General features: G+C 59.5%; 5 protein-coding genes. 4 read left to right on the forward strand and 1 reads right to left on the reverse strand.

The genetic code is table 11. The features are described from left to right. Window positions 1-389: 389 nt before the first annotated feature. From RCH15_RS18925 to RCH15_RS18940, 4 genes are all read left to right on the forward strand, one after another. Entirely contained in the window at window positions 390-884 is a 495-nt protein-coding gene (locus RCH15_RS18925) for a hypothetical protein (protein WP_326962195.1), read from the forward strand. Between the two features lie 4 nt (window positions 885-888). Continuing rightward, window positions 889-1,611, forward strand: a complete 723-nt coding sequence (locus RCH15_RS18930; protein ID WP_326962196.1) for a recombinase family protein — start codon at window positions 889-891, stop codon at window positions 1,609-1,611. A gap of 102 nt (window positions 1,612-1,713) precedes the next feature. After that, the gene (locus tag RCH15_RS18935; protein ID WP_326962197.1) at window positions 1,714-1,848 is read left to right on the forward strand and encodes a hypothetical protein; all 135 of its coding nucleotides are present in this window, start codon (window positions 1,714-1,716) and stop codon (window positions 1,846-1,848) included. A gap of 25 nt (window positions 1,849-1,873) precedes the next feature. Continuing rightward, window positions 1,874-2,131, forward strand: coding sequence for a hypothetical protein (locus RCH15_RS18940; protein WP_326962198.1), 258 nt, complete (start codon window positions 1,874-1,876; stop codon window positions 2,129-2,131). Between the two features lie 187 nt (window positions 2,132-2,318). On the opposite strand, the gene RCH15_RS18945 is transcribed toward RCH15_RS18940, so the two are convergent. Continuing rightward, on the reverse strand, window positions 2,319-2,795 hold the full coding sequence (locus tag RCH15_RS18945) for a DUF4160 domain-containing protein (RefSeq protein WP_326962199.1): 477 nt from the start codon (window positions 2,793-2,795) through the stop codon (window positions 2,319-2,321). Window positions 2,796-3,168 lie beyond the last annotated feature (373 nt).

Here is a 3,168-nt window from a genome sequence, read left to right on the forward strand (position 1 = left end):
TACATTCGACTGGGGGACTCAATCATGCCAGGAGCGACAGGCCAGCAACCCCGATTCTTGCTCGTTTAGGGGCTATAAGAAAGGTAACGGGGGGGCAAGTTCCGGTACGTGAATAAGGAAGCCCAGGCCGCGCAACCCAATGAGCTCATCACCCGCAGCCATCGTTGTGAGATCACCTGCACCGGGGAGGGAATCCCTTGGCTCCGCACACATAACAAACATGAGAACTTCTAAAGCAGCAAATTACCCCAAGCCGCGGGCCAAGCGCTGGGGGAAAAAGGCAGGCTGCGCGCATAGGGCCCAAGATTTGGCCTACTTCATAGCTTCCCGCCGAATCGGGTCTGGTCCAATGCGACAACGCCGAACTCTTCAAATGGGGAGGCCCGCAAATGGACGCTGACCGTGAATACATGACGGATGAAATCGCGTTCCACGCTGAGTCTATTCGTGACTTCCCCGGCGGCGTGGATGCTGATGTTCTGATTGACGAGTTGTATCTGGGCGCGGTAGCGGCTTGCCTCCTCGGACGCCACTATGCAGAGGCTGCTCACTGGACTGCCGCCAACCAGGATGCCCTTCTCCTGTGCCGAGCAAGGGGGGACAGGCATTTTTCGGAGGCCATCGAGTACGTCGCCGGTGACATGCTTCGGACCAACTGGCTCGACCGGTTCTTCCACGGCGCGCACCCGCGGCTCGCAGACCCGCGGAACGAAATGCTGGAGCTGATCGGCCCTCTGGAGGAGCTCAGCATGTCAGCGACCCTCGACTGCAATTTCGTGGTTCAGGTCTACCGCGAAACACCACCGAATGAACGGCTGGCTCTGCTAGAGAGGCTCGCCGAGACTAGTCGCCGCGAACGCCATGCGACATCACAGGAAGACTAACGAGATGACCACCGAAGATACGACCCAAGACGCGCTGCATTTCCCGATGACAGATACTAAAGATAATGGCCACGCGACCGCCGGTAGCCCCGAGGACGCTAAGCGGCCCGGCGAAAACCTCCGGCGAATCCCTCACGACACAAGCCGGGTTTCTGCCGGAGCGGTCCTGGGGTATGCCCGAGTTTCGAGGACCGATCAGAATCTCGAGCGGCAGCTCGACGCCCTTCACGAAGCTGGCTGCGACCGGATCTACCAGGACCATGGGGTGTCGGGAAGCCAGGACTCGCGCCCGGGCCTGGACGAAATGCTCGAGTATGCGCGTCCTGGCGATGTCATCGTCGTTCACGCCTTGGATCGACTCGGCCGAAACACAAAGAGCCTACTCGCTCTGGTCGAGGGCCTTCGCGAAGGGCAAATCTCGCTGCGCATACTGACGCTTGGCGTGGACACGGGAACGCCAGCCGGTTTGATGGTCCTGTCCGTGATGGCTTCCCTGGCCGCTCTGGAGAAGGCCATTTTGGTGGAGCGGGTGCACTCCGGCCTCGAAGCCGCGCGGAGGCGCGGCAGGGTCGGGGGACGCCCTCCCTCCCTGTCTGAAGAACGCAAGCACGAGGTCGTCCGGATGAAATCGAGGGGCCGCACGGTGGCAGAGATCGCCAGACTTATGGTGACCAGCGAACGCACGGTTCGGCGCGTGCTCGGTGCGACGACAGCAGACAGCGACTGATGACGCATCCAATGTCTCGTTGACTCGCGCGGACCTCCAGATCTCGGGTGGCTTGGGCTCTCCGGCGTTCTACTTGGTCCGAGCCGCGCCATCGTCAACAGCGTGGCAGGCCTTGATTTGATCAACCCAGAACTTTTCCTTGGCCTGAGGCGGAGCATAGGCGGCGAGGATCCCGTCATGATGGGCAAGAGCGCCAAAATCCACGGCGGCGTCGTTGGCATTCTGGTAGACCACTGACTTTGGGGGAGGAGCGACCAAATTGGTGACTAAACACCAGTTGTCCGCGATCAAGGAGATCGCGGGCCAGCTTGCCTGGGATAACGTCTGGCGCTATCAGGACCAGACCAACAGGACCATCGTCTTCGTAATCGAAGTGGTGCGGGGGCGCACGGTCTCCCGGTGGCACCTGAGCAAACTCATCGAAGGCATCGAAGAAGTCCTCGGTCCGGGCCAGGCGTTTGTCCTGGAGGGGCTTGAGGACACTTCGCCTGACACTTGGCTCGCAATGCAACCACTGTGACACGACCCTTTTCATGCTGAGTGCAATTGGCTCCGTCGTGACAGCAGGCAAACGACTATGAGCCGCAGTTGACCGCAAACCCCAAGCCGAGCCCAAGCTCAGGAAGTGGATCCACCGGTGGAATCCTGCCTCAAGGCGACGATCCGCTCCCGGCCGGACACAACATTGAATCCATGAGCAGCAGGGATCACCCCAGCAACACCGGGTCGCCGTGATAGTCCTGCCACCATCCGGCCAGAATCGCGTGATTTTCCAGGATCGCCGATTGGAAGCCTTTCAGCTTCTTCGTGTCGATGCCCCTAGGAGCGTCGTCCATGAACTCGCCGGTTGCCAGATTGACCCGCAGCTTCGCGCCCGGATGAGATTTCAGTTGAATATGCACGTGCGGGGGTGGGTGATCATTGGAATACACGTATAACTTGACTCCACCTGCGAGCGGAAGTCCCTCGGCAACCAGGCTGACGACGAAACCTTCGTCGTCGAACCCCATGACGGTTTGATTGTCGAAGACGTGGTCGGCAATGTTCTTGAGTCGTTGCATCACATGTTCGGGCGTTACGTGCCCGGAGGCAACAGCCTCGTCCCATTCGTGCCGCATCATGATCAGGATCGGAGCATCATGCTCTTGATGCCACCACGGATTCTCTGGATACTTACTCGTCAATGGAATGCCATTCGTCGTTCGTGCCTGATTGCCTCGCCTGACTAAAACAGATCGGAGATCTGTGTGTCCTTGTGACGCTGCGCGACCCCACCTGCCGACAAATTTACCCAGGTGAAGCCTTGGGATAGCAGGCCTCTGATGACCTTATCGGTGACGGGCAGATTGACCGGAGTCCAACCGTCAGAACCGTGGGCAGCCGGGCGCGCCAAAGCAGAGTCCTCGGGCCGCCAAGCATTCTGAACCATGATGAGGCGGTTGGCACTCTTCGGAAACTGCGCTGTTAACGCCAACCCAAAACAGGGCCATTAGTGCCATTTGAAAACAGGGCCACTTGTTGTTCGTTCTATTGTGCCGTACCGGCGGCGGGTTGGTG

The sequence above is a fragment of the Arthrobacter sp. MP_M4 genome, assembly GCF_035984855.1.
GTDB lineage: Bacteria > Actinomycetota > Actinomycetes > Actinomycetales > Micrococcaceae > Arthrobacter.